Raw genomic sequence first — 22497 nt, forward strand, 5'->3', positions numbered from 1 at the left:
GTTGTCGAGGTCGGATTGGTGGTTCACCATAGAACTTCAAGTGGATTTATCGTATAATTGATGTTATGGTAAGACATGAGAATTTGACGGAGTGATGAATTGAGCAGTTCAAAAGGTAAAGGCGGTACGGGTAGAGGAACTGGAAAAAAGGGCTGGAACCGCTGGCAGGCCGCTGAGAAACGTGCCAAGAATGCCCCTAAGCCATATAAGAGTAAGGGTACGAAACGGAAAGACGGAACGGCAGATACGTCCCCCGTTAAAAATAATGGGAATAAGTCTGGAGCATAAAAATAGTGAATAATAAAAATGTAGGAGTGGTTTTTTGAGAAAGAAAGCGTCGATGTCATTTGATGATTTATTGAAGGAGTTGCAGGAGCAGCGTACGAATCAGGAGGATGCGTCCAATCTGACGCTGGATAAGCTGTTCAATGAATCGTTCATGAGCGAGTATACGAACTCGAAGAGTTTTCGTGAATTTTTGGAAAAAGGGAATTTTCAAGCGTGGACGCAAGAGGATCTTGTTCATATTGAAGGTGAGCTGCTTGATCGTCATGTCGCTAGAGAAACTTCCTTCGCAGATTGGAATACGATGCTGGACAAAGCGAAAGCCTCTATCTAATCGTTTCTTCTAATCGAAGATTCGAACTGCCTTGGACAACAGGCGACAAGCAAACCCACAACCGCATGCGGTTGTGGGTTTCTTCATGTCGAAAAGGAGCGAACGATGTTGAATAATGCTAACTTTAGTTAATATTCATCATTTTATTGATTTGATAGAATTTGGAATGAACGGAATCGAGCATGAGCGTTCGACAACTGCAAGGCTAAGGAGCTGAAGAAAGCAATGAAAAACGTTTACCGAAAGATTTCCTTTATACTCATTGTTCTATTGATGGTTACACCGATTATGAACATTGCGTCTGCCGCCAATCCATCCGCTGCGGGTGACACCACACTGTCACTATTCAATGAATTGTCCAAGCAATCACTGGAGAATGCGGAACAAAAGAAAAAAGAGTGGCTGCAAGAGCGCGAGCAGGCAGATCCAACCTTGATAAAGAGCAAGGAACGGTCTGGACAATCAAGTGAATTGGGTGCACAGGCAACGGACTACAAGCCGAATGACAAGGTCCAAGTTATTGTTGAAATGACAGGTCAATCGATTTCCGAGAAACTAGTAGATCGTCAAGTAGACTTTAAGGATGCGAATGCTGCTCAAGTTAAAACCTATGAGAGCGAGATCCATACAAGTCAGCAGCAGGTGCTGGATACGATCGACAGTATGAATGTGTGGCTAATGAAGGGCTATCAATTCAAGAACATGTTAAACGCTTTCAGTGGCGAAGTATTATATAGGGATATTCATAAAATTAAAAAGATTCCTGGAGTGAAAGATGTACATATCGCCCAAATATATGATCAAAAACAAGTAGAGTCTGAGCCTGATTACTTCTATGGCGCTCCGAACATCGGAATCGAGCAGTCGTGGGATACAGGGCTGCAAGGAGAAGACATCACCATTGCGATTATTGATACCGGCGTCAATTATTATCATCCCGCGTTCGGCGGGAATGGTCGTGAGACCTTGGCATTGGGAGGGAAGCAAGATCTATCTCTTGTCACCGGCAACGGGCAAGGCTACAATGAACGTATCATTGGAGGGTACAATTGGGCGGATGGAAATAACGATATCGTCGACAGAACGGGATTTCAGCATGGCGTTCATGTAGCGGGCATCGCAGCAGGTTATGACGCTAGCGGAACGATAAGCGGGATGCCTTTCAAAGGCGTTGCTCCCAAGGCAAAGATACTGGCCGAAAAAGTGGTTTCTAATAATGGCTCCAGGAGATTTACGTACTCAGTCGAGTATATCGCTGCCATTGAGCATGCTGTTGCGAATGGCGCCGATGTCATTAACATGAGTTTCGGAATGGAAGCGGAAGCTTTTGTGTCTGACGATCCGGCGAATCAGGCGATAGAAAATGCGGTGAAATCAGGTGTTGTCGTTGTGATATCGGCAGGCAATTCAAGTTATGCTACAGAATATGCCTATTATCCTCTGGCGGGTATGCGTGACTATGCAACAGTCGGTTCACCCAGCATTTCCCCGTCAGCCATCAGTGTTGCCGCCTCTGCCAATCGGTTTGGCTATTACGACAGTTTTGAGTTAAACGTACCCATTGAAAGCGAGACAGAAGAGGTCAGCGATTTGCAGCAGGTAGCGATGCTGCCGTATGATTTGCTTCCTTCTCCAGACTCGCTGGAAGGCGAATTCGAAATTGTGGATGCAGGATTTGGTCGGGTATCCGATTTCGCAACGATTGATGTTTCCGGGAAAATCGCTTTGATGGAACGCGGGGAAGGATCCTTCGCCGATAAAACAGCGAATGCTGCATCTAACGGCGCAGTAGCGGCGATAATTTATAACGATCATAGAGAAGGATATGTCGAAATGGAGGAATTCTCCAATAATGAAGGTATTCCTGCCGTGTTCATTCGAGGCGACCATGGACGTACGATGAAAGAAGCGCTGGATGCGAATATGCCGTTAACTTTGCATTTTGCGGATGATTTGGTTTTGGCCGATCTTGAAATGGAATGGATGACCGACTTCTCGTCATGGGGTCCTGAACCTCATCTGAATTTCAAACCGAATTTTACGGCACCGGGCGAAGATGTATATTCCAGTGTTGAGAATGATGACTATAGAGAAAAGAGTGGAACATCTATGGCAGCTCCAGTAGTTGCCGGCGCATCTGCGCTCGTTATTGAATCCTTTCGGAATCGTTCGATTGATTACATCCCGCAAGATGTAACAACGGTGCTGTCGAATACTGCTGACATATTGATTAATCCTGAAACCGACACTCCTTATTCCGTTCGACAGCAAGGGGCAGGCCGCATTCAGGTGGATAAGGCTGTTGCATCGACGGTATGGGCAACCGGCTTGAACGGCGAACCTGGAGTAGCCTTGAAGGCATTTGATCAGTCAACGATCACATTTTCCCTGCAAGTGAAAAATGTGGGGAACGAAGAACGAACGTATCGTTTGGAGGGTGACTCCTATATAGATGCTACTTTTGTAGACACGGATGATGGGCTGGAGTACAACGAATTAACCCTGGAGGAATTAGCGGGGGCTGAAGTGTCGTTCGATCAAGAAACGTTGACGGTGCCTGCTCACACAACAAGCCTGATCGACGTTACGCTGCAATTGCCGGATGATCTGGACGTGAATCAATTTGTGGACGGCTGGATTTATCTGACTCCGACGGATGAGCTGGACGACACGACTATCATTGTTCCGTATTTTGGGTTTTACGGCGACTGGAATCAACCTGAAGTGATTGATAAGCATTGGTCCGAGTATGAATCCTATTTTTGGGAGACAGGGTTATTCGAGGATATCCCGCAAAACTATCCACTCGGTATGAGCATGGGTTATGACTATTGGGAAGAGTATGCGTCTTTCTCCCCGAATGGCGATGGCAATTTGGATGTGATTGTACCCAAGATCAGTTTATTGCGCAGTGCAGAGCGGTTAGAAGTGAATCTATTGGACAGTCAGTACAATCGCCTTCAAACCTTTATGGTAGGAAACCATCAAAGAAAAGCGACGAGTCCAGGGACCACGATTCGCAAATTGAAAGAATGGAACGGAACGCTGAATGGTGAAGTGGTGGCAGACGGTCAATATTATATTCAAGTGATGGCCAAAGCTTATGGTGTCGGAGATGATGACATACAGGAGTATGTGTATCCTGTCAAAGTGGATACCGAACAACCGATCATCAGCGGACAACTGATAGAGGAAGACGGAATAACCAACCTTCAGATCGTCGGGGAGGACGAGACGGGCATCTTTTATTGTTATATTGACATTTATGATCGGAACGGTGTTCACGTTCTGGAAGGTTCAGTAGCTGGAGATGATGAGAATTTCATGGTGACGATTCCTATCGAAGAGTTGCCGGAAGACCCTTATGTCATTATTACAGCCTATGATTATGCCGGCAACGTGACACAAGTCGAAGCGGGAACGGAATTGCCGTTTATCTATCATGGGGTTTCCACTGTAAACAATACGGCCATCGTGAATTTTGCCTGGAGCGCATCGAGCCTTGTAACGGATATGACTATACAGGTGGACGATCAGGAAGAGAGAAGTATTGCTGCAGAATCCAATTGGCGCAGTTCCTATCCGCTGCCATTGACTTACGGCGATCACACCGTATCGATCAGAGCATTTGATGCAGAGGGCGAGTTGATAGCGTTCATCGAGGAATCGATTGAGGGGCTTAATGCGATGTCTCTCGCAGTAGATGAGACGATTACCACTCATCACCACCTTACGCAGCCCATCGAAATCAGTTATTATGTCTCTGATGAACGCGTGGAAGCCGTTACGATGTCAGTGGAGGGGACGGATCAGCAGTCGCAACAGCAAATAAATGAACCAGGAAAATATACATTTTATTATGATGCGCCTCATGGAGAAACGGTGCTAACGCTGCAAGCTTGGACTGGGGAAGATGAATTGTTAGGTCAACAACTCGTCACGATTCGCAATGTGAAACTGTTCGATGTGAAGTTTGCTCAAGAAGCGTACACCGTGGTAGATGATGCCAATCTGCCGGTCACGATGCGATTTAGTGAAGATGTCGACAACGCCGCCTTCAACATTTTTAATTCAGAAGGACAGAGTGTGACGGATTCGGTCTACATTTCCGTAACGGATGCTGTGTATACGTACCATTTGGAGACGGTTAGCCTAAGTTCCGGTCACTTCACCCTTCAACTGGACGCTTATGATGCCAATGATCAATTGTTGGACAAAAGCAACGCTGATTTGTTCATATACCCAACAGGGCTGCTGGATTACGGGGATTCGGAATCGATGATTCGAACGAATGAGGACTATCTCGCATTGGATTGGGACTATGATCCATCCGTTAATATAAGTGAGGATGTGTATGCTGTTACGCTGAAGGTGGATGGAGAAGAGCGCCCGCTTTCTGTGAATGATACGTTCTACATGCTGGATCTTACATCTTACGAAGATGAAGACACCGTAACAGTTCAAATAACAGCCACGGATCAAGAGGGAGGGGAAGGAACCTTAACGTATACGATTGTAAGAGATTTATCGGCTCCGGCATGGATTGTTTTCAGACCAACTTCTTTCGAGATAATAAGTGTACAAGAGAATAGAGCTGGCGTAGCGTTTGAAGGTTTTGTCTACGCCGATGATCTGGATGAAGATTCGGTCAGCCTTCGCGTACCCGGCATGGCTGAACCCGAGCATGTTCAGGTGGAGAGTGATAGTGGTTTTACCTTTGTTAATGAAGTGATATCCTTCGTGGAGGAAGGAATTCAAAATATTGAATTGCATTATCGGGATGCAGCAGGCAATTCCGGCTATCACCACAGGAAGGTAATCGTCGATCTAACATCGCCAACGATCGAATTGACGAATCTCGACTTGGCATTAACCGAGACCGAGGAGTCGGAAGACGGCAGGCGAATATTTGAAGGCAAGACGATCACCACCGCTTCATCCATTTCGTTGCAAGGAACCGTTAGGGATGGGCTGACCAGCTTTTATTTCGGGATCAATGATAGTCAAATCTTAGGTGCTCTTGGCTATAAAATTGAGGCAGGCGAAGCGGATGAAAGACCGTTCCATGAAACATTTGAATTAAGTGAGGGAGAGAATGAGATTGTCCTTCATGCGGAGGATAGAGCAGGCAATCGGACCCTCATTCATTTGACGGTCACGAAGGAAAAAGAAGCGGGCGGCGGTAATCATCCCCCTATCCCGGGTACGCCTATTGATCAGACCGACAATCAACAAGACGAGGGAGCTTTCTCTACTATCATTGATAAAGATGACCCGAACGCAGTTGAAGTGAAATTAGCTCACGCATTCGTGAAGCAGCATGTACAAGAGAAGAGGGAGTCGGAAGTAACGATAGACTTCTCTGAATTAACTAAGGAATCCTTCCAACAATTGCGATTCACCTTGGAGAAAGAATTGTCTCTGTTGCTCCAGGAATCGGGCAAGGATATTCTATTTAAAGATGGTCAGGTTGAAATCAGAATTCCGAACAGTGCCATTTCCGATTTTATTGGCGAGGAAGGCTTTCAACTTAAGGTAAAGATAAATCCATTCGATACCCGAGCGGGCGTAACCATTCTATCCGACAACAAAACATCCATCGTATCCCCTGTGTTGGAAATAGGTGAAGCCAACCGCATGCTGTCGGATGAGATCGCGATTACACTGACATACTCTAATAAACTTGTTGCCGATGAAAGGAAGGTGGGTATATATCGTCTCGCAGAAGAGGGATGGAGCTATATGGGCATTCCTTCCGATCAAGATGGGAACAAGCTAATGATCAAGACAAATCAATTGGGGACGTTCGCGGCCATAGCGTATCATAAAACGTTCACGGATCTTTCCAGCCATTGGGCAAAGGATGAGATCGAGCTGCTCGCTTCGATGCATGTACTCAAAGGATCGTCCAGCGATCTGTTCGCACCGGATCACCAAGTTACTCGCGCCGAGTTTACCGCTATGCTAGTCAGAGCACTGCAACTGCCTGTTGCGGATTATCAAGGTTATTATAGGGATGTTCCTGCTGATGCATGGTATGCGGCTATCGTGGAGTCCGCCAGCGAGACAGGCATTGTAGCCGGGTGGGGGGATGGCACATTCCGTCCCGATGAAGCGATCACGCGCGAGCAAATGATAGTCATGATTGTTCGAGCTATGAACCCGGCATCAGAGCCATTGACGAATCCAATACGATTCGAGGATAGTGATGAGATTTCAGAGTGGGCCAGGACAGCTGTCGATTGGGCCAGTCAGGAAGGTCTGATACAAGGGTTAACGGAAACTGCATTTGCGCCTCGCAATAGCTCGAGTCGAGCTCAGGCAGCGGTTATGATTTATCGCATGCTTCAATTGTAACAGTTACCGGGATTCACTAAGCACTGCGGCCTCAGCATGAGAAGTCGCAGTGCTTTCATTATCTGTCAACGCCAGGTCTGCGGAAGTATGTCGCGGGCCGGATACATAATAGGAGGGAATAGAATGCGAGTTAATAGGCTTTATTCTTATTTTTTAGCTAGTATAAGTATAATCATTTGCTTGAGCGCGACCGGTTGCGGAGGGCAGCAATTAGATGAAAGTAATGAGCTTGCTAGTCCGGCAACTCAAGTATCCAGCGTTCAATCTAAAACAGCGGATATGAAAAGTGAGCAAGGTGAAATGATCACATGTTCTTCTAAGGAGGAGCTTGTGTCGGAGGCGGGCAGCTGTGCGCTGCGAACCGAGTGTGACAATACGGAGACTTGCACAGCTTGGGGAGATCAAATCGCAGAAGAGCTGGCAGTGCGTTATGGATCTTTTGTCGAGATGGAGCCTGTTGAAATGAGCGAAGAAGATGAGGAACGGTCCGAAGAAGACGAAGAAATAATAGCGGAATATGAGACCGAGGGCAATGACTTCGTTGGAAGTAAAGAATCGACGGATGCAGCCGGGCATGAACGGCTGTGGAACGACTTCACATGGCTGTTTCCTCTCGAGGAACGGGAAATGGTGACAGCTTTCTCGGTTTTCTCGCATGTAGATACGCTTGCTCATGTCTCTCAGAATGAAGATAATGTGCAGGAGTGGTCGCTTGGCATGAATATAGACCCTGGTATTATGACTCCGGAAGAGAAAGTAGCCACTCTCGTTCATGAATTCGGTCACTTGCTTGCGCTCAATTCCGATCAGGTAGACCCGCTCGAAGAGGAAAGAAGCTGCACGACTCTATTCCTCGATGAAGGATGCGTTAGCAAGGATGCTTATATTTTGGAGTTTTACGCGACATTTTGGCCGGAACCCGAGTACGATTATGATGAGAAGCAATTCGTGAGCGAGTATGCGGCAACGGATTTTGTTGAAGATATGGCAGAATCCTGGATGAACTTTGTGTTGACGGAGAAACCCGCGGGGACGACGATTGCAGAGAAGAAGGTATTGTTCTTCTACGAATATGATGAGCTTGTTAGGCTGCGAGCCGACTTGCTGGCAAGAGTGGCGTCCTGGATGGAGAGGCACGTAGCATAGACGAATCACCATGACCTCCTCCTACTCCTTATTCGTCAGCGCTAGAAAGGCTGAAGGCTTCTTCGCGGTCAGTGTCGCGCAAAATTGCAATGCGTGGCATAATAAATAGAGAAGTGTTTACCTTGAGAAGCTGATCGTATGGATAGCAGAAAGGAGGAGTGCGTTTGTCCGCTTCTAAACGTACGGAACAAGATCGACCGGGATCTATTGGATTAATGTCAGCGATTTCAATAGGCATCGGAGGGATGGTTGGGGGAGGTATATTTGCCGTTTTAGGCTTATCCGTTCAATATGCCAAGGGTGGAACGCCGTTGGCTTTTTTGTTTGGCGGCATAGTTGCTCTGGTTACGTCCTATTCATATGCCAAGTTGTCGGTTAGATATCCTTCGGAAGGAGGAACCGTGGAATTTCTCAATCAGGCTTTTGGAAAGGGGCTGTTCAGCGGGGCGCTGAACATATTGCTATGGCTGAGTTATATCGTCATGTTATCGTTGTATGCCAGTGCCTTTAGCAGTTACGGAGCCGTTTTTTTGCCTGAGGGTCATTCGGACATGTGGAAGCACGTATTAATCACTTCGGTTGTGCTGCTCTTTACCCTTCTCAATATAATCAGTGCCAAGCTTGTGGGCAAGTCCGAGGAATGGATTGTACTCTTTAAAGTCATCATTCTAGTTGTATTCATCAGTGCGGGCTTCTGGACCGTTGATTGGAGCAGCATGGCCCCTGGGGAGTGGGCGAGTCCTTTCAGCATGATTGGAGGAGCGATGATTATCTTCCTGGCCTATGAAGGCTTCGAGTTGATTGCCAATACCGCAGGCGACGTTAAGCACGCAGCTCGCAATCTGCCCCGCGCCTATTATGCCGCTGTCGGCTTCGTTATCGTGCTCTATGTAAGTATTGCGATGGTTACGGTGGGGAACCTTTCATTCGCGAATATAGCCGAAGCCGAGGATTACGCTCTGGCCATGGCAGCGAAGCCTTTTCTTGGCGCGTTCGGATTTACATTAATCGCAATCGCCGCAGTATTGTCCACGGCCTCGGCGATTAATGCGACGTTATATGGGGCGGCAAGGGTTAGCTATGTGATTGCGAAGGACGGGGAACTGCCAGCTTTTCTCGAACGGAAAGTTTGGCGGCGTCCCATTCAAGGGCTGCTCATTACGACTGGACTCACGATTGTATTTGCCAATAGCTTCGATTTGTCCAGCATATCTACAATGGGCAGTGCCGGTTTCCTCATCTTATTCGCCGCCGTGAATGGAGCTAATCTTAAGCTTCGCCATCAGACGAAGAGTCGCTATTGGATTCCCTTTACAGGAATCCTGCTCTGTTCCATTGCATTAGGTGTGCTTCTGCTGCATGCATTGCTGGAAGCGCCGAAGCAATTATGGATCATCGCGGTTATGGTTGGACTGTCCTTCGTGATCGAGTGGTTGTATCGGAGGCAGCGACAAATATAGTAAGCAAGCAAATCCACAACGCATGAGGTTGTGGGTTTTTGCTGTTGGGCGATAAACTTTTTTCGAGCGGATTTGTTAAGAATTAGGATTTCAAGAGGAAAAGTGTCTGGAAAAGTCGAATTCAACGAGGATGACTGAAATAAATTGGGGATAATATTTTTTAATTGCGAAAATATTCCTATTAGGAGGAAGCGATGCATAACGATTTGACTTCACTGCTGCTCGTAGTGGGACTGGCCTTTCTGGTGCCAATTTTATTGCAATATTTCAAGCTGCGCGTTATTCCGGTTGTGGTTGCGGAGATCTTTGTGGGGCTCCTTATTGGCAGCTCTGGCTTCAATCTGATCGAACCGGAGGGCTGGGTGAGCCAGCTTTCGACGCTTGGCCTCATTTTTTTGATGTTTTTGAGCGGACTTGAGCTGGATGTGTCCCTGTTTAAGCCGAAGAAGCAATCGGCGGTCATTTTGGCCCACTTGCCCAAAGATCATTACATGGACGAGCTCAGCATTCGAAAACCGCCTAATCCGCTGCTGTTGTCCAGCGTTGTTTTTGTACTGATCGTAGCCGTATCTTTCGGCTGCGCCCAGTTGCTGCAGCAACTGCACTACATAACCGAGCCGTATTTGTTCACTATTATGATTGCCTCTATTTCACTCGGTGTTGTCGTGCCCGTGTTGAAGGAGAAGAAGCTGCTGGACCATGCTTATGGACAGACCTTGCTTATGATAACGATTCTGTCCGATCTGATTACGATGATCCTGCTTGGCGTCTATATCAGCCTGCAGTCCGGCAGTACGAATAGCTTATGGCTGCTGGGGCTGTTCTTTGTTCTTGTGTTTGTCGTGTACCGCTTTGCCTCAAGGTTCATGCGCTCCAAGCTGATCACTGCGATTAGCGGCGGCACGGCTCAGCTGGGAACACGCGCTATATTCGCACTTATTCTGATGCTCGTGGTGGCGAGCGAGACGCTGGGAGTGGAGAGCATCCTTGGCGCCTTCCTGGCGGGCGTAATCGTGTCGCTGCTGCGTCCGTCCCGTGAGCTGGTACATCAGTTGGAATCCTTCGGGTATGGCTTCTTGATCCCGATCTTCTTTATTATGGTGGGTGTAACTCTGAATATTCCTGCACTCATTACAGACTGGAAGATCGTATTGCTGATCCCTCTGCTTAGCGGGCTGATCTTCGTCGCGCGGTATGTGCCTACCTTGCTGCTCGGCTATTGGTTCCGGTTCAAATACGCCTCTTCCGGCGGTTTGCTAATGACGAGCACGCTAAGCTTGGTCATAGCGGCGGCATCTGTCGCTTACGATCTTGGCATTATCTCGGCTGAGCTGCAAGGCGCCGTCATACTGGTCTGCGTCATCAATTGTCTGCTCTTTCCGGTATTGTTCAATAAACAGGTGCCAAGAGCAGAGGCGGCCCGAAGGCGCGTATCCTTGATCGGGGCCAATCATATCACGCTGCCGGTATCCCAGGATCTCCTGAAGGATGGGTATGAGATTAAAATCTATAGTGCGGACGCCTCGACCGGAGATGAGACATCCAAGCAGGATTACGGGAGATTTCCGCTCATTGCCGTTTCCGATCTGCATGTCGATACCTTGCTGAAGGCCGGCGCTTTCAATACGGATGTCATTGTGTTCGGATCGATGGATGAGCAGCATAATGCGATCTTGGCGCGTCAAGCCCAATCGTTCGGCCTCGAAAATATGATCGTACGCGCAGAGAGTCCGGACTTGATTAAATCCTTGCAGGATGAAGGCTTCAACGTATTCTCGACCTTGTTCGCCTCTCGCATGCTGCTGCAAGGGTTAATTCAATACCCAAGCGCTGTCATGCTGCTGTCACAGGACGATTCGCTGCAGGAAGTCAGAATGAACAATCCGCATTATGCCAATGCCCAATTGAAGGAGTTGCCTTTCCTCGGCGACGCGCTCATTCTGCGCATCTATCGCGGCGAGTCCATCATTATCCCGCATGGCGCCACACAATTGCTGCCGAATGACCGTCTGCTCGTCAGCGGAAGTCCGGAATCGATACAGGCGTTAAAGGCGGAGCTGGAATAGTAGGATGAGAAAAAGCGACTTAGATCAGTCGCTTTTTTCCCACATTAGAATTTTTAAAAAGCGAGTAGAGCACTTATCCCTCACGCTCATGGAGCCACTGCTCCAGCTTCGTCGCGACACCATCCTCGTCGTTGCTGGCCGTTGTATCCGAAGCGATGGAAGCGAGCTCGGGTACCGCGTTATGCATAGCGACAGAATGTCCGCAATAACGGAACATCGCCAAGTCGTTATAATCATCTCCGAACGCGCCGATCTCCCCGCCGGACAAACCAAGCCGCAGCGCAATTCCTTCTACACCCGACGCTTTGCTTGCCGCTCTTGGAGCCATTTCCACGCATGGCGCGCTGGACAGCCTGTAAATGTTTAGCTCATTCTGGAACTTTTCGGACAAATCCTCTACATCATAGGCCCGCGGCAGAAGCATCTTCGACGGCTGCAGTTCTCGAATGCACTGTTCCGATAAAATAATCGGTTCCAGCTGATCGGAGGGCCCTAGAAAGCAGGCTTTTTCTTCCTCACTGAGCGGACGATTGGCATGCCATCGGTCGGCCACCTCCCATATACAAATACCGTCCGCGTGACGGTTCAGCACATGCTGATGGAGCCGATGCGCCGTATCGTTGGGGATGGGTTGTTCTACTCGCCAGTCCCCTTCGCTATTAACCACAACGGCTCCGTTGTTAAAAATGAAATAGTCCGCTACCGCCAATTGCGGAAACAACGGAAGCACTAGCCGCGGCGGTCTTCCTGTCGCGATAATAATGATGCCTCCGCTGTCGCTATATCGTCGCAGCGCTCGCTCCGTTCGAGCAGACATCGTGCCGTCCGAGCGCAGAAGCGTCCCGTCCATATCAAAGGCCGCCGCCCTGGGAGTCCCCCTCGCTGCATGAATCGTCATCCTCATTCCTCCCTATGATCTCCCAGTTGGACGTAAAATCGATTTGCAGCATGCGCTGCGAGCCGGCGTCCCTCTCTAACAGCCCCGCAAGCGGCTTCTCTCCCACATACGCTACGGCAGATAGCTGAGCACGACTCTCCTTGAGCTGCACACGGTGCAGCCACTCCACAAGCGGATGTTCTCTTCGCGTCAAGTCGCGCCAATCATGCAGTTGCAAGTTAGCATCGCAGTCGCATAATACTTTGCCTAGCTGGGCTTCCGCCAGCTTCCGGACAGCCAGCACTTCAGTTACTACCTCTGCAGATTCCTCTTGCTCGGTCAAATCAACAATTCGCCCTTCCGATACCATCCCTTCCTTATTCGCACCATCAAATGTCAGCGTCACTTCACCGATACTGCCACCATGGGAACCAGGCTGCAGGATAAGCGTCTTGCCCTCCCGCCGAACGAAGCGGTCGTGCTGGTGGCCCGTCAGGAGCACATCAATCCCTTTCACCTCACGCGCGATTCGGAGGGCGGCGTTCTCAGGTTCTAGCACGTCTCCCTGTTCCACTCCCCCGTGGCAGCATACGACGATTGCATCGACGCAGGGACGGAGCTTGTCTGCGATTGCCTGGACTGCATCCACCTCGTCATGCCATTGCCAGCCTTCTAGCCGATTCGGATATTGCCATGACGGCACTTGCGTGGTAACGCCGATGAATGCGATCCGCCTTGTTCCGGATACGCCGATATGATAACCTTCCGCCAGCCCTATTCCTGAGCGATGACGCACATTCGCCGCTAACCACATACAAGAGGAGGACGCAATAATCGCTCTTAAATAAGGCAGACCGTAATCGAAGTCATGATTGCCCGGAATCGCTATATCCACTCCGCTTGCCCGAAGAAGATCCCCGATCATCTTCGCTCCGCGTTCTCCCTCATGCATGGCAATATAGCTTGCAAGCGGAGTGCCTTGCAGCAAGTCGCCATTGTCGATCATCCATACATGCTTCCGCACTTTCCTGATGTTCGCGGCATATTGAGCTGCGCAAGCGAGCGACCCGCCCGACTGCCCGTCAGCGCGTGCCCAATGCCCATGCGCATCACTGGTATACAGCAAAGTAATGGTATCTTCATCGTTATGGCGCATGCTGTTCCCGCTCCAGCATCTTCCATTCAATCGACCATAGCTCCGACTGACTGGTCGATACTGCGCAAGCGCCAGCTTCATACAGCTTCCCGACTTCCTCAGGCAAGGTAATCAGTCCGCTTGCAATGATAGGCACATCGTATTGCTCGGACAACTCACGAACGTTCTTGGGCAAGTTGCCCGGGGCGATGTTGATCGCGTCTGGCTGCAGCTCGTTAATCACTTTGCCGCTCAGCTCCAGCGAATGGCTGTCCAGCAGGAACATCGTCAATATGCCGAATACGCCGAGTCTCTTCGCTTCCTTGACAATATGCGCCTTGTTGCTCACAATACCGCATACGGCGACCTCGTTGAGAAGGAACTGAACAGCTTCCTTATCCTGTGACAATCCGCGGATCATGTCGAAATAGACGAACAAGCGCATGCCGCTTTTTTCCGCTTGCTTGCTGTACGCCCTTAACTCGTTCAACGTTGAACGAACCAGGAACACATTCCGTACGCCTGTACGCTCCGCTCTGGCCATATCCAGCTCTGTCTTGACTGCCGCAATAACCGAGAACGGACTAAGCAGATGATGTAATTTCATTAGCTCACTCTCCTGTCGATAGGTCGAAAAGGAATACGCAGCACCCCAAACAATACTGCGGTAAAGGCAAGAAACAATCCCGTCACCACCATGATGGCATGGCTGAACGAGGCGGATTGCTGCAGCGCGCCGATTAGCCAGGTGGAGCAAGCCCCGCCCGCAAAGCCGCAAGCAAAAAACAACCCCATGCGTGAAGCGGCGAGCTCCCCCCAATAGCTTACAGCCAGCGCTGTCAATGTCGGAAAGATCATCGCAATCGCCATTAGAAACGCTGCGTATCCGAGAGCGCCGGGCAAGCCCGGAACCAAGCTGGCCCCCAATAGGCTCAGGGCAGCCAGCGCCGCGCATCGAATAAGAGTGCCGCTGTAACCCCAGCGCCTAACACTTCGGCTGACGCCAAGCCGCATGACCGTAAAGCCGCCAAACGCCACTGAGAACAACAGCGTAGCTATACCAGGCTCAATGTGATAGTGCTGAATCAGCAAGGGGCGGTACCAGACGGTAAGGCCGACCTCTGCTCCGACATAGCAAAAGTACAGCAGGCCAAAGCCCAGAAGCGGGACAATGGATCCTCGGCTGAATAGACGTTGCGGTTTCGCCGCTTCGACCAAACGCTTCTCCTTGGACGCACCATCCCCGCTTGGCCAGATTGGCCTTATCCCCGCATAAGCGAGCAGCGCGCCGAATACAGCAAAGGCGAATAGAATGAGCGGCCACGCCGCCGCGGCCTCGGCAGTCGACTTTCCGCCGCTTACGATCAGCTCCAGTACAAGCGGTCCAATCATAAAACCGCAGCCCATCATAAAGTGCAGCCGTCCCAGTAATTGTCCCGCCCGCTCCGGTGAAGCAAGTGGAAGGACCACATTGCAAATCATGCCAACGATTCCGTTGGCGTAGCCAGCCATCAGGAACAAACCGCACCATACCGCCGCGGAAGAAGCGGACAGCAGCGCCATGAGGGCCATGCTTGCCGTAAAAATCACTTGATGTCTACTAAAGGCTTTCTGCCATCCCCATAATGCCGTTACGCGACCGGCAAGCACATTGGCCCCCAGCAATCCAGCGGAGCTGAACGCAAAGATGAGTCCGCTAGTTTGCGCATCAAACTGGTATTCGTTCAGGAAGAAGTCCGGCAAAAAACCTTTCATGGACTCCATCATCCCGGTTACCAGCATCGACAAGCCTGTTAGAAGAGGCAGCGCCCAACCGATCGCAGCTGGACGCTTCACCTGTTACCACCTCAATATCTTTTCGATTTCCACGGCAGCCTTGTCCAGCGCTTCATCACCGGTCATATCGCCGGAGAATGAGCCTTGAATGTGATCAAGCAGCGTCCGAGTCGCACGCGTTCCCGCATCGCCCGGCCAGTTGAACCACGGTACAATATCTTGCGCTTGCTTGTAAGTAGCGGCCGCCATGGGGTTTTCCTTCAAGTAATCGGCCATCAGCTCATTGCGGGCGCTGTCTCGTACCGTCATGTAACCCATCTTTTGCGCCAGTAGGGCAGAGCCTTCAGGTGAAGTCGCGAATTTCACGAAGTCCCACGCCGCCGCTTCCTTCTCCTCATTGCTTTGGAATACGTACAAGCCTGCTCCACCAGCCGGCAAGCGGCGAGACGTTTCATTGCCCTCCCAAGTCGGAAGCAGCATAATGCCCAGCTTGAAGGAGGAATTTTTCGCCAGATTCGCGAGATTGCCCGTTGTAGCCACCAGCATGGACAGGTTGCCGCTCTGGAAAGCTTCAGCCGCTTGCGTACCGTTCATCATCGGAATCGACTTGTCCTCATTCCTCATCTCCAACCAGTAGCGAAGCACTTCTTTGCCGGCCTCGTCATTGAACTGCACATCCTTATCCTTTACGGACGCATAGCTTCCGCCCTTCGTTTCAAGCAGCGTCTGGAACATCCACGTATCAAAGTCCATCTGGAAGTAGACTCCGCCGCGGTCCGGCGCCGCATCGGCAAGCTGCTTTGCCCAGCCTCTTACTTGCTCCCAGCTCTCAGGCTGCTCCACTACCGGAATACCCGCTTGCTCAAAGTGATCCAGATTGACATAAATCAATGGCGTGCTGACAAGAAAAGGAAGTGATTGCTGCTTGCCCTCTGCATCTTGTCCCAGCTTTAGCATCTGAGCCGTATAGTCTTCGGTTGAATAAGCTTCCTTATCGATAAACGTGTGCATCGGACGAATGGGCATCCGTGTAGACATGAATTCCCCGTTCGCGTAGCTGCCAATCGCCACCTCCGGCAGCTGCTTGGACACCGCAAGCGTTTGAAGCTTCTCCAGAAGTCCGTCATAGAAGCCCTGCGCCTGCTCAGCCGTCACAACAACCTTGCTCTGCGAAGCGTTGTAACGGTCGACCAGCTCTTGAATTGCCTCGCCCTGAGCTCCGCCAAACACGTGCATAAATTTGATCTCTATCGCTTTTTCTACCTTATCCGTCTCATTGCCTTTATTAGAAGCGGCTTCCGTCTCAGCCGGCGAAGCCGATGGATCGGAGTTGCTTCCGGAGCCGGCGTTCCCTTGTCCGCAGCCGACCAGCAGCATAAATAACGCGATTACCAACATCATATTTAAACCCGACCGATTCTTCATTTCGATTCCTCCTGAATGGTTATTTAATTCCGCTATGCAATGAACTTTCCGTAAAATACCGCTGCGCCAGCACGTAGATCCCGATAACAGGCAAGACAGACAAAGTGGCAGCCGCCATAGTAGGCACCCATTCGATGTAGCTGTCGTTGCGGAATTGGACGATAGCCACCGGCAGTGTCATCTTCATTCCATCGCTCAAAATGAGAAACGGCCAATAATAATCGTTCCAGTTGTTAACAAATTGAATGAGGCCGACGCCGAACAGAGTAGGCACTGAGGCCCTTAAATAAATGTGATACAAGGTCTGGACGGAGTGACAGCCGTCCACTCTGGATGCTTCTTCCAACTCCCTTGGAATAGCCATGAAAAATTGGCGGAGCACAAAAATGGCGTACGCGCTTGCGATGTGCGGTATGATCACCCCCTTATAGGAATTCACCCAATCAAACGAGTTGACGACCAGATAGACCGGCAGCATAATCGCCTGCGGCGGAATCATCATCGTACACAGGACGAAGAAGAATAGAGTCTCGCGTCCTCGGAACTGGTACCTGGCGAAGGCATACGCGGCCAATATGCCGAGCAGCAGCTGACCTGCGGTTAGTACGCTCGTCAGCAGCACGCTGTTCATAAACCAGCGGGCTGCTGGCGCCTGCCGGAACACTTGCAAGTAACCTTCCAAGCTGACGCTCGTCGGTATAAGAAAGGCGATGCGCCGGAACGGATCTGAGCTCGGGGACAAGGACACCGTCAACATCCAGATGAAAGGCACCAGTACCACAAGTACAGACAATAGAAGAAATAGATGCAACAACAGATGATTGCGCAGCTTCAAGTTGCCAGTCCCCCCCTACACCCATTGCGTACGCTTCTGCATCCAGCGCACCTGAATTACGGTCAAGCCCAGCACAACAATGAACAATAGCGTCGCCGCCGCGCTGGCCGTACCTGTGTTGAAAAACTGGAATGCCTCTTGCCAGATGAAGAAAGCCCAGACGTTCGTCGAATTGTTGGGACCGCCGAGCGTCATAATTTGCACCGTGGCGAACACTTGCAAGGAGTGAAGCAGCGTGATCGTCCAGACAAACATATGAACGGGCATCAGCATCGGGAACGTCATATGACGGAAGGATTGCCAGCCGCTTGCGCCGTCAATGGCCGCCGCTTCCTTCACCTCGTTGTCCAATTGCTTCAATCCGGAAATGTACAGGATGACGTTGTAGCCAAAGGACATCCATACGCCTACAATAGCCAGCGCGTAAATCGCCAGCTGTGTATCCTGAAGCCAAGCGCGCTTGGCTGCGCCGAAGAGAGCAAGCCATTCGTTGATCAATCCGTTCTGCGGCGAGAACATGAGCGAGAATACGAGACCTGCCACCGAGACGCTGACGACTACCGGAACAAAAAACAATACCCGGTACACGGAACGGAGCTTGCCTGCTCGCTCGACGGCAAGCGCGTAAACTAATCCCAGCGCAACGGACAGAGGCACCGTTAACGCCATGTACAGGAGCGTATTGCCGATCACCTTCCAGAATAGCGGCTTGTCAAGGATCTCCTTGTAATTGCTCCAGCCGACAAATTGTTTTTTGTCCAGCAGCAGATCCCACTCCATAAAGCTGATATAGAGGGAGAAGAAAAACGGAAAAACAAAAAAGATCGCGTAAAGCACCAGGACGGGTGATAAATACAAATAGGGCTGCCATGGAAATCGTCTCAATCTTGCGCCTCCTCTAAGCTGAAATGAACGCAACAAAAAGCCCGCGACTCCCCTCACGGCTCCATCAGGAATGGAGGAGGGAAGTCACGGGCATTCTCTGCAATTAAGCCCACTGTCATTACATATTCAATTGCGTGCTTGTTGACTATACTTTAACCTCGCATTGTTAACGGAGTGTTCGCATCATGTGGAAAGTTTGTAAATCGTATTGTGAATAAAATCACATACAATATGATGTAATAGCATTAAAATGAAAATATAACCAGAGGTATTAAGGAGTGATACTCATGATGAACACATACAAAGACGAGCAGCTAACGAACTTCCTTCTTCATCACTGTTATACTTGCGACCGGGGGCATGAGTGCATGACCGAAGAAATGACGATCGCTTGTATGAAGGAGAAACTAGCCGAGGCAGCAGGTATGAAACAGAAGCAGGCTGAAGCCGCATGCAAGACACCGCAAGAAGAGACGCGTGAATTGTTGCGATGGTACGAGCAAGCTTAGGTATGATGTGAATAATCATTTTCTGCAAGGATGTTATGCAAAATGCAAATCCACAACCGCATGCGATTGTGGATTTTTTGCATGCTCAGGGAGAATTCGTCGGTTAGGTGACCAGGCATCGAATTCATCCCGAATTGTGAACGTCACAATCGATCCTCCTATCTCGTCATATTGGCAAACGGTAAGAGGAGTGGTGGAGATGAATGAACTGACATGCATCGTCATAGGTGGAGGATATGCCGGAATTAATGCGGTTAAGGCCATAAGAAAAACATATAAAGGTGATGGAGGAACACGGCGGCTTCGACTCATTCTCATCGATCAACATCCTTATCATCTGCGCAAAGTATTGCTCTTCAAACCCGCAGTGACGGATGAAGACATAAAGGTCCCTCTGACAAAACTGTTTCCAGAAGGAGTTGAATTCGTACAGGCTGCCGTAACCAAAATCGAGTCGGGAGAAAAAACAATACTGTACCGGGATTTCGGCGGAAATGAACATTCGATCCATTATGACGTTCTTGTAGTAGCCGCCGGCAGTGTGATACGTCGACCAGATTCCGCACAGGGCGGGATTGCGCTATCGAGCATAGATGCCGCGAAAAAGATACGTGAGGAATGGTGCTCGAATTTAAGGAAAGCCGTAAATGAAAAGAATGGGACAGAGCGCCAGCGGTTAATGACGATTGCCGTTGGAGGAGCGGGAATTAGCGGTATTGAAACCTCTGCTGAGCTGGCCCATTTCGTTCGTGAAGATGCGAGACAATTGGGGCTCGACCCCAATGAAGTGATGGTGAATTTGGTTAATGCCAATGATAGACTATTTCCAGAAGGGCCGGTCAAAATCGGGCGAAAGCTGGAACAGTTCCTTAACGCGAAGGGCGTAACGGTTATACACGGCAGCAGAGTCCTGCATGAAAAAGGCGGTACGTTGACTTTATCCAGTGGCAAAACGATGTCAGTCGGCTTATGCATCTGGACGCTGGGGCTTATGCCTAACCCTGTGCTGAAAAGCATGGGACTGCCTGTTACGTCGAAAGGATACGCGATGGTAGATGAAAGCTACCGGGTTCAGGGAGCTCATGGGGTATATTGCATCGGCGATTGCGCTCAAATTGTAGATCCGGCCAGTGGGAAAGCTGACGGCAAAACTTGCAAGGAAGCGACGGCTCAGGCGACAAGGCTTGGAAAAGTCATGATGGCCGATCTCGCAGGCCGAACGGCACCGGTGCATAAAAGCTTTATGGACTTTTTCTGTTTTGGCCTCGGTCCGGAACAGGGACTCGTATGGACGCGTATATGGGGAATGAATATGATAATGACTGGCAGACTGGGTTGGAAACTAAGAAAATACACATGGGACTCTGCAAGCTTATTGCCATCATAGTTGTGTGCGATCATTCAGGAAACCAATGATGAAAAGCCCGGCCGGCTCAGGTCGGGTTTTACATTTGGTGGCTGCGAGTAAAAATGATAGTATGATGAATAGGATAAGCGATCAGCGAATTGGAGGTATGAAGATGATAGGTGGCGCCAAGAACCCGAAGGTAGATGGCTTTATGAGAAAGGCCAAGCAATGGAGGGAAGAATTCGAAGAGCTGAGGATGATTGCACTTGGCTGCGATCTGACCGAAGATATCAAGTGGATGCATCCCTGCTACACGTTAGATAACAAGAACATTGTGCTTATCCATGGATTCAAGGAATATTGCGCAATGCTATTTCACAAAGGCGCTCTGTTAAAGGACCCCCATGGCATCCTTATTCAACAGACAGAAAATGTGCAGGCCGCACGCCAGCTTCGGTTCACCAATGTTCAAGAGATCATCGATAAGGAAGCCATTATAAAAGCGTATATTGAGGAAGCCATAGAAGTTGAAAAATCCGGCTTGAAGGTGGATCTCAAGAAGCATGAGGAATATGTCATCCCGGAAGAATTTCAAACGAAGCTGGATGAAAGCCCGGCTTTGAAAACCGCTTTTGAAGCACTGACGCCGGGACGGCAAAGAGCCTATATTCTTCACTTCACCACACCCAAGCAAGCCAAAACCCGCGTGGCAAGGGTGGAGAAGTGCATGCCGCAAATTCTCGATGGCAAAGGATTAAATGATTAGCGACACAGATTGCGCCAAGCGGGAAGAAGCTTAATTAACAGGCGGGCAGCTCGATGGCTTCCAGAATCCGTTGTGCCGCCATGCACAGCGCCACTTTGTGAAAGTCGAATCCGGAAGTGTGTCGGAGCGGCCCGGATACGGCAGCGTTAATCCACTCGTCGAAGGAATAAATGGCGTATTTATTCACGCCCTTGGCTGCGGCGAGCGTCTCCGCTAGAGAGATGATGAAGGTCATGGTCGAAGTGTCTTCCGGCAGTCGCATGCTGGCAGACAGCCTCGGCATGATGGCCTTGCTCCACAGCTCTCGAAGGGACAAGCCGCCGTCCATGCTAAGCATGCGGCCAATCCCGATTACTTTGTCGCCCGGAAGAGTCTCCAGCATTTCTTTGCACATCTCCTCGTTCAGACTGCCAACGTCTATGCAATAGATTCGCCCTTGTAAGCTCCTAAGCTGACGGATGGCATCATAGTAGCCCATATTCAGGCTGCGGAGAATGGCTTCCGGGTTAAAGCTCATCATGCCGCCGAGCGGCTCAGAGGGTGCGATTGTTGTAACGTTAATGTCTGGATACTGGACTTTTCGGTTAATTCCGAGTGCGCGCGTCCTGATGGCGATCACCTGTGTGTAGCCTTTGCGAGCCAACATGTTGATCGGGCAGTTGTCGTACAGACCGCCGTCAATGAAGGACTTGTTGTCGATGACGGTAGGCTGGAATCCCGGGAAAGCGGCGCTGGCCATCAGATAGTCCGCCAAGCGTCCTTGCGGAATATCGTCTTTATATAGCTCATGGGGCATTCGGTCGGTCAGGGATACCGTCACCAATCCGAAGTCGGCTGAGGCACTACGCAGCTTTTCTTCATCGACGACAGAAGCGATTAATTGTTTCATTTTTTGAGTGTTGATACCTCTGCCGGCGAGCAGCTTCCTCGTATGTGCGGCCAAATGGCTTAGGGTGCTAGTATCCAGCTTGCGGTGCAGCATGAGCAAGTATTCTTCATCGTTCATGTCGAATATCGAGCGGGCATCCAGCATCTCCCACATCCGATAACCACTCTCAAAGTCTCCTTGCGCAATAACCGCAGCATTGATGGCGCCGATGGAGGTGCCGACAACCGCGTCGAAGGTATGCCCCATCTCCAGATAAGCCTTTACAACCCCCATATGATAAGCGCCTTTGGCTCCGCCTCCTTCAAGGGCGAGTCCAAGCCCTGACTTGGCCGTTATCGTTTCCATTTCAGTCATGCTACATTCCCCTCCGCAGTTCGGAATGTGCACATTATATCCTTCAATTT

At 50.0% G+C, this 22497-nt stretch carries 17 protein-coding genes; 9 read left to right on the forward strand and 8 right to left on the reverse strand.

Translation table 11 applies throughout. The features are described from left to right. Positions 1-99: 99 nt before the first annotated feature. The 6 genes from M6D81_RS29335 to M6D81_RS29360 all read left to right on the forward strand — a co-directional run bounded on the left by M6D81_RS29335 (position 100) and on the right by M6D81_RS29360 (position 11648). The gene (locus M6D81_RS29335; RefSeq protein WP_262680971.1) at positions 100-288 is read left to right on the forward strand and encodes a DUF3934 family protein; all 189 of its coding nucleotides are present in this window, start codon (positions 100-102) and stop codon (positions 286-288) included. Between the two features lie 52 nt (positions 289-340). Continuing rightward, positions 341-619 (forward strand): hypothetical protein, encoded by a 279-nt coding sequence (locus M6D81_RS29340; RefSeq protein ID WP_262681009.1) that lies wholly within the window; start codon positions 341-343, stop codon positions 617-619. A gap of 225 nt (positions 620-844) precedes the next feature. Further along, positions 845-6976 carry a S8 family serine peptidase gene (locus tag M6D81_RS29345; RefSeq protein ID WP_262680973.1) on the forward strand — a complete coding sequence of 2044 codons (6132 nt, stop codon included), beginning with the start codon at positions 845-847 and terminating at the stop codon, positions 6974-6976. A 330-nt stretch (positions 6977-7306) separates the two neighbouring features. Further along, positions 7307-8122: a hypothetical protein gene (locus tag M6D81_RS29350; RefSeq protein ID WP_262680975.1), complete on the forward strand. Its 816-nt coding sequence runs from the start codon at positions 7307-7309 to the stop codon at positions 8120-8122. Between the two features lie 164 nt (positions 8123-8286). After that, complete coding sequence (locus M6D81_RS29355) at positions 8287-9582, forward strand: APC family permease (RefSeq protein WP_262680977.1); 1296 nt, start codon at positions 8287-8289, stop codon at positions 9580-9582. Between the two features lie 194 nt (positions 9583-9776). After that, complete coding sequence (locus M6D81_RS29360) at positions 9777-11648, forward strand: monovalent cation:proton antiporter family protein (protein ID WP_262680979.1); 1872 nt, start codon at positions 9777-9779, stop codon at positions 11646-11648. Between the two features lie 73 nt (positions 11649-11721). Here M6D81_RS29360 and M6D81_RS29365 read toward each other — a convergent pair whose 3' ends face one another. The 7 genes from M6D81_RS29365 to M6D81_RS29395 are packed head-to-tail and all read right to left on the reverse strand — an operon-like array spanning position 11722 to position 18581. After that, positions 11722-12546, reverse strand: a complete 825-nt coding sequence (locus M6D81_RS29365; protein WP_262680981.1) for an HAD family hydrolase — start codon at positions 12544-12546, stop codon at positions 11722-11724. After that, the gene (locus M6D81_RS29370) at positions 12500-13711 is read right to left on the reverse strand and encodes a bifunctional metallophosphatase/5'-nucleotidase (protein ID WP_262680982.1); all 1212 of its coding nucleotides are present in this window, start codon (positions 13709-13711) and stop codon (positions 12500-12502) included. Before M6D81_RS29370 ends, M6D81_RS29365 begins: the two co-directional genes overlap by 47 nt. Next, the gene (locus M6D81_RS29375) at positions 13671-14267 is read right to left on the reverse strand and encodes a glycerol-3-phosphate responsive antiterminator (protein WP_262680984.1); all 597 of its coding nucleotides are present in this window, start codon (positions 14265-14267) and stop codon (positions 13671-13673) included. The genes M6D81_RS29370 and M6D81_RS29375 overlap by 41 nt, the downstream gene beginning before the upstream one ends. Beyond that, positions 14267-15496: an MFS transporter gene (locus tag M6D81_RS29380; protein WP_262680986.1), complete on the reverse strand. Its 1230-nt coding sequence runs from the start codon at positions 15494-15496 to the stop codon at positions 14267-14269. Before M6D81_RS29380 ends, M6D81_RS29375 begins: the two co-directional genes overlap by 1 nt. Positions 15497-15499: 3 nt before the next feature. After that, positions 15500-16861 (reverse strand): ABC transporter substrate-binding protein, encoded by a 1362-nt coding sequence (locus tag M6D81_RS29385; RefSeq protein ID WP_262680988.1) that lies wholly within the window; start codon positions 16859-16861, stop codon positions 15500-15502. 19 nt (positions 16862-16880) lie between these two features. Next, the gene (locus M6D81_RS29390; protein ID WP_262680990.1) at positions 16881-17696 is read right to left on the reverse strand and encodes a carbohydrate ABC transporter permease; all 816 of its coding nucleotides are present in this window, start codon (positions 17694-17696) and stop codon (positions 16881-16883) included. Positions 17697-17711: 15 nt separating this feature from the next. Then, entirely contained in the window at positions 17712-18581 is an 870-nt protein-coding gene (locus tag M6D81_RS29395; protein WP_262680992.1) for a carbohydrate ABC transporter permease, read from the reverse strand. Between the two features lie 287 nt (positions 18582-18868). Here M6D81_RS29395 and M6D81_RS29400 point away from each other — a divergent pair, with 287 nt between their 5' ends. The 3 genes from M6D81_RS29400 (at position 18869) to M6D81_RS29410 (ending at position 21204) form a co-directional block, all read left to right on the forward strand. Further along, positions 18869-19090 (forward strand): hypothetical protein, encoded by a 222-nt coding sequence (locus M6D81_RS29400; protein ID WP_262680994.1) that lies wholly within the window; start codon positions 18869-18871, stop codon positions 19088-19090. Positions 19091-19289: 199 nt separating this feature from the next. After that, positions 19290-20477 (forward strand): NAD(P)/FAD-dependent oxidoreductase, encoded by a 1188-nt coding sequence (locus M6D81_RS29405; RefSeq protein ID WP_262680995.1) that lies wholly within the window; start codon positions 19290-19292, stop codon positions 20475-20477. A 133-nt stretch (positions 20478-20610) separates the two neighbouring features. Beyond that, entirely contained in the window at positions 20611-21204 is a 594-nt protein-coding gene (locus M6D81_RS29410; RefSeq protein WP_262681011.1) for a YdeI/OmpD-associated family protein, read from the forward strand. A 34-nt stretch (positions 21205-21238) separates the two neighbouring features. Here M6D81_RS29410 and M6D81_RS29415 read toward each other — a convergent pair whose 3' ends face one another. Beyond that, the gene (locus M6D81_RS29415) at positions 21239-22447 is read right to left on the reverse strand and encodes a patatin-like phospholipase family protein (protein WP_262680996.1); all 1209 of its coding nucleotides are present in this window, start codon (positions 22445-22447) and stop codon (positions 21239-21241) included. Positions 22448-22497: the final 50 nt, after the last annotated feature.

The sequence above is a fragment of the Paenibacillus sp. J5C2022 genome (assembly GCF_025567625.1).
In the GTDB taxonomy this organism is placed as follows: Bacteria; Bacillota; Bacilli; order Paenibacillales; family Paenibacillaceae; genus Pristimantibacillus.

What these genes read in the sequence shown, in the direction of transcription:
- M6D81_RS29340 (WP_262681009.1), top strand. Translation starts at nt 341, where the DNA reads ATGTCATTTGATGATTTATTGAAGGAGTTGCAGGAGCAGCGTACGAAT.
- M6D81_RS29345 (WP_262680973.1), top strand. Translation starts at nt 845, where the DNA reads ATGAAAAACGTTTACCGAAAGATTTCCTTTATACTCATTGTTCTATTG.
- M6D81_RS29360 (WP_262680979.1), top strand. Translation starts at nt 9,777, where the DNA reads ATGCATAACGATTTGACTTCACTGCTGCTCGTAGTGGGACTGGCCTTT.
- M6D81_RS29365 (WP_262680981.1), bottom strand. Translation starts at nt 12,546, where the DNA reads ATGACGATTCATGCAGCGAGGGGGACTCCCAGGGCGGCGGCCTTTGAT.
- M6D81_RS29375 (WP_262680984.1), bottom strand. Translation starts at nt 14,267, where the DNA reads ATGAAATTACATCATCTGCTTAGTCCGTTCTCGGTTATTGCGGCAGTC.
- M6D81_RS29385 (WP_262680988.1), bottom strand. Translation starts at nt 16,861, where the DNA reads ATGAAGAATCGGTCGGGTTTAAATATGATGTTGGTAATCGCGTTATTT.
- M6D81_RS29400 (WP_262680994.1), top strand. Translation starts at nt 18,869, where the DNA reads ATGATGAACACATACAAAGACGAGCAGCTAACGAACTTCCTTCTTCAT.
- M6D81_RS29405 (WP_262680995.1), top strand. Translation starts at nt 19,290, where the DNA reads ATGAATGAACTGACATGCATCGTCATAGGTGGAGGATATGCCGGAATT.
- M6D81_RS29410 (WP_262681011.1), top strand. Translation starts at nt 20,611, where the DNA reads ATGATAGGTGGCGCCAAGAACCCGAAGGTAGATGGCTTTATGAGAAAG.
- M6D81_RS29415 (WP_262680996.1), bottom strand. Translation starts at nt 22,447, where the DNA reads ATGACTGAAATGGAAACGATAACGGCCAAGTCAGGGCTTGGACTCGCC.